General features: G+C 32.3%; 10 protein-coding genes. 7 read left to right on the top strand and 3 right to left on the bottom strand.

The window, feature by feature from the left end:
- From IAI56_RS15005 to rocD, 3 genes are all read left to right on the top strand, one after another.
- Positions 1-542, top strand: a 542-nt coding sequence (locus IAI56_RS15005; RefSeq protein WP_187658632.1) for a DUF1697 domain-containing protein, incomplete at its 5' end; no start/stop codon positions are given.
- Positions 543-575: 33 nt separating this feature from the next.
- Entirely contained in the window at positions 576-1,277 is a 702-nt protein-coding gene (locus tag IAI56_RS15000) for a DUF1003 domain-containing protein (RefSeq protein WP_187658631.1), read from the top strand.
- A gap of 127 nt (positions 1,278-1,404) precedes the next feature.
- Positions 1,405-2,685, top strand: coding sequence for an ornithine--oxo-acid transaminase (rocD, locus tag IAI56_RS14995; RefSeq protein ID WP_187658630.1), 1,281 nt, complete (start codon positions 1,405-1,407; stop codon positions 2,683-2,685).
- A gap of 77 nt (positions 2,686-2,762) precedes the next feature.
- Here the strand turns inward: rocD and IAI56_RS14990 are convergent, their stop codons facing one another.
- The gene (locus tag IAI56_RS14990) at positions 2,763-3,122 is read right to left on the bottom strand and encodes a CCC motif membrane protein (RefSeq protein WP_187658629.1); all 360 of its coding nucleotides are present in this window, start codon (positions 3,120-3,122) and stop codon (positions 2,763-2,765) included.
- A gap of 16 nt (positions 3,123-3,138) precedes the next feature.
- Entirely contained in the window at positions 3,139-3,417 is a 279-nt protein-coding gene (locus IAI56_RS14985; protein WP_187658628.1) for a DUF2752 domain-containing protein, read from the bottom strand.
- 97 nt (positions 3,418-3,514) lie between these two features.
- Between IAI56_RS14985 and IAI56_RS14980 the strand changes: the two genes are divergently transcribed.
- A complete protein-coding gene (locus IAI56_RS14980) occupies positions 3,515-4,054 on the top strand; it encodes a Smr/MutS family protein (protein WP_187658627.1) in 540 nt (179 codons plus the stop codon).
- A gap of 72 nt (positions 4,055-4,126) precedes the next feature.
- On the opposite strand, the gene IAI56_RS14975 is transcribed toward IAI56_RS14980, so the two are convergent.
- The gene (locus tag IAI56_RS14975; RefSeq protein ID WP_187658626.1) at positions 4,127-4,477 is read right to left on the bottom strand and encodes a hypothetical protein; all 351 of its coding nucleotides are present in this window, start codon (positions 4,475-4,477) and stop codon (positions 4,127-4,129) included.
- A gap of 295 nt (positions 4,478-4,772) precedes the next feature.
- Between IAI56_RS14975 and IAI56_RS14970 the strand changes: the two genes are divergently transcribed.
- Genes IAI56_RS14970 through pdxH form a run of 3 tightly spaced genes read left to right on the top strand, consistent with a single transcriptional unit; the run spans position 4,773 to position 6,683 of the window.
- On the top strand, positions 4,773-5,105 hold the full coding sequence (locus IAI56_RS14970; RefSeq protein ID WP_187658625.1) for a ribonuclease Z: 333 nt from the start codon (positions 4,773-4,775) through the stop codon (positions 5,103-5,105).
- A gap of 7 nt (positions 5,106-5,112) precedes the next feature.
- Positions 5,113-6,021, top strand: coding sequence for a ribonuclease Z (locus tag IAI56_RS14965; RefSeq protein ID WP_187658624.1), 909 nt, complete (start codon positions 5,113-5,115; stop codon positions 6,019-6,021).
- A 17-nt stretch (positions 6,022-6,038) separates the two neighbouring features.
- Positions 6,039-6,683 (top strand): pyridoxamine 5'-phosphate oxidase, encoded by a 645-nt coding sequence (gene pdxH / locus IAI56_RS14960; protein ID WP_187658623.1) that lies wholly within the window; start codon positions 6,039-6,041, stop codon positions 6,681-6,683.
- The last annotated feature ends 21 nt before the right edge of the window (positions 6,684-6,704 follow it).

Below are 6,704 nucleotides of genomic sequence, written 5' to 3'. Positions count from 1 at the left end.
ACCTAGCACTTCTCCGCGGCATTAACGTATCGGGACACAACATGATAAAAATGGAGGCTTTGAAAAATATGCTGGAAAACATGGGGTTTACTGGAGTGGAAACCTATATTCAAAGTGGTAATGTGTTTGTTTCTAGTGAAGAAGAAAACGGTTCGGCTGTAGGTTTTAAAATCAAACAAGAGATTTATAAAGTCTTTGGACACGATGTTCCGGTGATTGTGGTTACTAAAAACGACTTGGAATTGTGTTTTACAAACAATCCGTTTTTAAAGGAAAAGGAAGTTGATATAAAGAAATTATATGTGGCTTTTATTTCTAAAGAATTATCGAGTTCAGCTATCAATGAGTTAAAAATAAGTCAGTTCAAGCCCGATGAAGCCGTGATTGATGGCAACCGTATTTTTATAAAATATGCGGTTGGTGCAGGAAAAACGCGCTTGGACCAAAAGTATATTGAGAAAAAATTAAACGTAACAGCAACCATGCGAAACTATAACACGGTGAGCAAATTGTTAGAAATGTATCAAGAGAAAATTGAATAATAAACTGTAAATTAGCCAATAAATACTTAAAACATGAGTGGTAAAAGCACTTTTAAAAGTTCTATTTCGGGCATTGATTTTCCGGAACACGATAGAGTTTGGGGAAAATCCATCCGAACAGCTATTTTTGATTTGATAAAAAATGATTATCCCGATTTTGATATAAAAGGATGTATTGCTACTAGTGAACTCAATTATTATAGAGAAAAATACATTACTAAGTTTTTGCAATCCGAAGTAGGTGAGCTAAATGATTTGCATAAAAATGTTATTCAATCACTTTCAGATGATAAATCGTTTGTTTTGAAAGTAGAAGATAATGATGACAATAGGACATTTGGGCAAGTAATAGCAGATAAGGTTGCTTCATTTGGCGGAAGCTGGACTTTTATCATTTCATTTTTTATTTTTATAACACTGTGGATTGGTTCTAATGTTTTTCTATTGTTCAATAAAGGTTTTGATCCATATCCGTTTATATTACTCAATTTAATTTTATCGTGTATTGCTGCTTTACAAGCACCTGTAATCATGATGAGTCAAAACCGTCAGGAAGAAAAAGACCGTGAAAGAGCCAAAAAAGATTATATGATTAATCTAAAATCGGAATTAGAAATTAGGATGTTGGATGAAAAATTAGACCACTTAATTATGCATCAACAACAAGAATTAATCGAAATTCAAAAAGTACAAATAGAAATGATGAGCGACATTTTGGAAAGGATAAAGAAATAGTTTTAATTAATTTTTAAACTTAAAGTACTACTTTTGTACAACAAAAAATGGATGATTTCTCTCCAAAAGAAGGAATTGATATTTTATTACAAATCTGTAACGAGTTCAGATTAAAAATTAAAAAATTATGTCAGTTTTAGAAAAATTAACTTCCGCCGACGCTATTGCATTAGAAGACAAATATGGTGCGCACAATTATCATCCGCTACCAGTAGTGTTGAGTAGAGGTGAAGGTGTTTATGTTTGGGATGTTGAAGGAAAGAAATACTACGATTTTCTTTCGGCTTACTCGGCAGTAAATCAAGGTCATTGTCACCCAAAAATTGTTGGTGCAATGATTAATCAAGCACAAACGTTGACGTTGACTTCACGTGCTTTTTACAACGATAAACTTGGTGTTTATGAAGAATTCATCACAAACTACTTTGGTTTTGATAAAGTTCTCCCAATGAATACTGGAGCAGAAGCAGTAGAAACAGCTTTGAAAATCTCTAGAAAATGGGCGTATGAAAAGAAAGGAATTCAAGAAAACCAAGCTCAAATCATTGTTTGCGAAGGTAATTTCCACGGAAGAACAACGACTATCATTTCGTTTTCTAATGATGAAAATGCTAGAAAGAATTTTGGTCCATACACCGAAGGATTTATCCGAATTCCATATAATGACATCGATGCTTTAGAAAAAGCACTCCAATCGTCAAACAATATTGCTGGATTTTTAGTAGAACCAATTCAAGGCGAAGCAGGAGTTTATACTCCAGCAGAAGATTATTTAGCAAAGGCAAAAGCTTTGTGTAAAGCCAATAACGTTTTATTCATTGCTGATGAAGTTCAAACAGGTATTGCTAGAACGGGTTCAATTTTGGCAGTTTGTGGAAACTGTACCTGCGAAAAAGCTTGTGAAAAACAAGCTACTTATGTTGCTCCAGATATTTTAATTCTAGGAAAAGCTTTGTCTGGCGGTGCTTATCCTGTTTCGGCAGTATTGGCAAATGATGAAATCATGAATGTTATAAAACCAGGACAACACGGTTCTACTTTTGGTGGAAATCCAGTTGCGGCTGCGGTTGCTATTGCGGCATTGGAAGTAATTAATGAAGAAAACTTATCTCAAAACGCGCGCCGATTAGGAGCAATTTTCAGAGAAAAAATAGGAGAGTTTGTTGCCAATTCAAACATTGCAACGCTTGTTCGTGGAAAAGGTTTATTGAATGCCATTGTGATTAATGACACCGAAGAAAGCGATACGGCTTGGAATATCTGTATGAAATTAGCAGAGAATGGTTTACTAGCAAAACCAACGCATGGAAACATCATTCGTTTTGCTCCGCCATTAGTTATGAACGAGGAACAATTACTAAATTGTATTTCGATTATCATTAATACGTTAAAGGAATTTGAGAAGTAAAAACTCAATTCATTAGAAATAAAAAAACCGTCTCGTTATAACAACAAGACGGTTTTTTTATGGTTAAAAATTCAGGTTTATTGTCCCATTATTTCTCTCATTTTTTCTTGTACAGCTTGTGGATCTTGCATTCCTTCTAAACCAAAAGTCATGATCATCCAAACAGTTAAAATTAGATAAACTACATTTAATACAATTCCAATAATAGCTAATATTCTACCTATGTTTAAGTTTGAATAGTTAGTGTAAGCTTGTGGATTGATAGCATATAATGCTTTGTCTTTGTTTGCTAAAAATAATGCTACAATTCCAAGAATTAATCCTAAAACTCCATAACAACAACAAGTTATGATAGAAAGAATTCCTAGGATTAAGACGGCTGTTGCATTTGGTAGTTTTTGACCCGTTTCAAAATTGTTAAAGTTTGATTGTTCCATAAAATAAAAGATATAGTTAATAATTGGTTAAACGATAAAAATAGGAAACTAACATAATTACAGCATTGGTTATGGCTAAACCAATGATTACTTTTTGGTAATTTCGAGATTTGTCAATAAAATGAAGTGCTAAAACAATGAAAAATAAAAGCGTTGTAAAAATGGCTGGAAACATATTAAAAGCGCCAACAAAATCGCCTTTTACTAAAAGCATCAAAGAACGCTGTGTTCCGCAACCGAAACATTCGATGCCAAAAAGCTTTTTGTTCATACAAGGCAACATATATTCTTCCATTGCTACTTTCTTTTAAAGAAAGAACAAGTTTACAAATTATTTTTTCAATAAAAAATGGTATCGCTGTAAAGTTTCTTATTTTTGAAATAAAAAAAGCATGTTTCAAGTTGGTGATAAAGTTTCAGTTTTAGATGATGATATCGATGGAGTAGTGGTTTCTATTAAAAATCAAGAAGTTACTATTGAAACTTCGGATGGATTTTTATTAACTTTTCATACAAATGAATTAATTAAAACTGGAAATTCAGCAGCAATTGATTTTAATTTCAGTAAAGCCAAAGTTATTAGCGAAAAAGAAGTCCCAAAACCAAACTATAGTAATAAGGAGAAAAAATCCAAAAAAGAAGTTCCCGTTCCTGATTTTGATTTACATATCGAAAAATTAGTAAAAAACTATAAAGCAATGAGCAACTATGATATTTTAACCATTCAAACGGAAACCGCTAAAAAGTATATCGATTTTGCTATCAGAAACCGAATTCCAAAAATTGTTCTAATTCACGGTGTTGGCGATGGTGTTCTTAAATCTGAAATCAATTTTATGCTTGGTCGATATGATGGTGTTACGTTTCAAGATGCTAATTATCAAAAATATGGTCTTGGTGCAACAGAAGTGTATTTCAAACAAAACAAATAAAAAAAATCCCGAGTACCAATCGGGATTTTCATTTTTCAAAAACTAACTAATTATAATAAATTAAATTTATTCTTAAGCTACGCTGCTTTCTTGACCAACGATTTTTTTCAATACTGTTTTGATTAATACTTTGTTAGTAGTAATTCCAGAGTTGATTAATTGTTTTCTTCCAAATGATAAAGTTCCTTTTTTTGCTGTAGAAGTTTTGTTAACACTTCCTACGAACCAAACAGCAAACTCAGTAGTTGATGCAGCAACAGAATTTTCAGTAGAAACCATTTCAGTAGTTGGTTCAACAATAGAAACTTCATTTTTAGTTTCTTGACCAAATACAGTTGAAGTTGATAAAAACATAACTACGAATAAAACAAATAAAGTAACGATTGAGTTTCTTTTTGAAGTATTTGTGTTTGTTGTTGTCATATCTTTTGTTCTTAGTTTCTGTTTTAATTCTGAACCAAAACTACGTCGATGATGCAACGAGGTGAAAATTTTTCGATAATTAACCCCAAAAGTCGTTTAAACGACAAAATCAATAATATCAAGGGTTTTGAGCGTTTTTTTAGTGCAGTTTATCTATAAAATGTTAAAAAAACGTGTATTTCATCGATGAAATTCCAATAATTTCTATGAACTGCACAAATCAAAATAGAAACTACTTTTAAAAACATAGAAAATGGTATTTTCTTAGTAAATTGCGTCATAATAAATTTGTCACATGAAAGTAGATCAAAAAGGACATACCACTACCATAAAGAATACACAGTTTAAAACCGCTGAATTCATAACTAAACTTACGCATGAATACAACAGCTTTAAAAATCAAAACCTTATAATTGATTTATCGACTGATAAAGAAATTGTTATGGAAGATGTAAAATCATTTTCTGAACTGATAAAAAAACATAAGAAGAATAAAAAATCATTCGTATTAGTAACCGATTCTATTGATTACAACAAAGTTCCAAGCAGTATAACATTAGTTCCAACGCTTTTAGAAGCTCATGATATTATTGAAATGGAAGAAATAGAACGCGATTTAGGTTTCTAAAACAACCATGAAGTTAACAATATTAGGTTGCTATGCGGCAACACCACGAACCATTACTAATCCAACATCGCAGGTTTTAGAAATTAAAAACCGAATGTTTCTCATCGATTGTGGCGAAGGAACTCAAGTGCAACTTCGCAAAAACAAAATCAAATTCTCGTCCATCAATCATATATTTATTTCCCATCTTCATGGCGATCATTTTTATGGATTAGTAGGCTTAATTTCAACCTTTATGTTGCTAAATCGTCAAACCGATTTGCACATTCACGGACCAAAAGGCATCAAAGAAATCATTCTGTTGCAGTTAAAATATTCCAATTCCTATACAAGTTACAATTTATATTTCCACGAATTAAGTGCAACCGAAAGCGAAATCATTTTTGAAGACGAAAAAGTAATTGTAAAAACCATTCCGTTAAAACACCGAATTTATACCAACGGATTTTTATTTCAGGAAAAAATTGGAGAACGAAAACTAAACATTGACGAAGTTCAAAAACACAACATCGAAACCTGTTACTATCAAAATATCAAAAACGGAAAAGACATTACGCTTGACAACGGAACGATTATTCCAAATGCTGAATTGACTTTTGATCCGCCAAGACCCATAAGCTATGCTTTTTGCAGCGACACCATGTATGACGAAACCATAATTCCGATAATTCAAAACGCTGATATTCTGTATCACGAAACCACTTTTCTTGAAACCGAAGCTGATAAAGCCCAAAAAACCATGCACAGCACAGCAAAAGAAGCAGCTAAAATTGCCCAACTTGCCAGCGTAAAAAATTTAATTTTAGGACATTACAGCACACGATACGATAATATTGAGCTATTCAAAGAAGAAGCACAAACCATTTTTAAAAACATAGAGTTGGCAGATGACGGAAAGAGTTTTGAATTTGATTAACTTTTTAAATTTAAAAAATGAAAGACCTTAGCAACTACAGAAAATCATACGAAAAGAGCGAACTTCTAGAAACTAACATTCCCGAAGATCCAATCAATCTTTTCAACCGTTGGTTTCACGAAACCGAAGAGTTTAGCACTACAGAAGAAGTCAATGCCATGACAGTTTCAACCATTGGTTTAGACGGATTTCCAAAAAGTAGAGTAGTGCTACTTAAAAAATTCAACGAAGAAGGTTTTATTTTTTATACCAATTACAATTCCGAAAAAGGAAAAGCAATACTAAACAACCCAAACGTTTGCCTATCCTTTTTTTGGCACAGTATGGAACGACAAATCATTATAAAAGGTATAGCCGAAAAAACTCCTGAAATAATTTCGGATAATTATTTTGCTTCACGACCAGATGGAAGTAAACTTGGAGCAATAGTTTCACCACAAAGCGAAGTTATTCCATCCAGAGATTTTTTGGACATTAAATTAAAAGAGTTAGAAAAAGAATTTGAAAACAAAGAAATCCCAAGACCAGAAAATTGGGGCGGATTTTTAATTCGACCAATAGAAGTAGAGTTTTGGCAAGGAAGAGCAAACCGACTTCACGATCGAATTAGATATAAACTCGAAGACAATTTCAATTGGAAAATAGATAGATTATCGCCTTAATATCTATAGATTTTTATTTTT

The sequence above is a fragment of the Flavobacterium macrobrachii genome (assembly GCF_014486675.1).
In the GTDB taxonomy this organism is placed as follows: domain Bacteria; phylum Bacteroidota; class Bacteroidia; order Flavobacteriales; family Flavobacteriaceae; genus Flavobacterium; species Flavobacterium macrobrachii.
The sequence above is the reverse complement of the archived record's forward strand: the minus strand, read 5'-3'. Positions and strand labels throughout refer to the sequence as shown.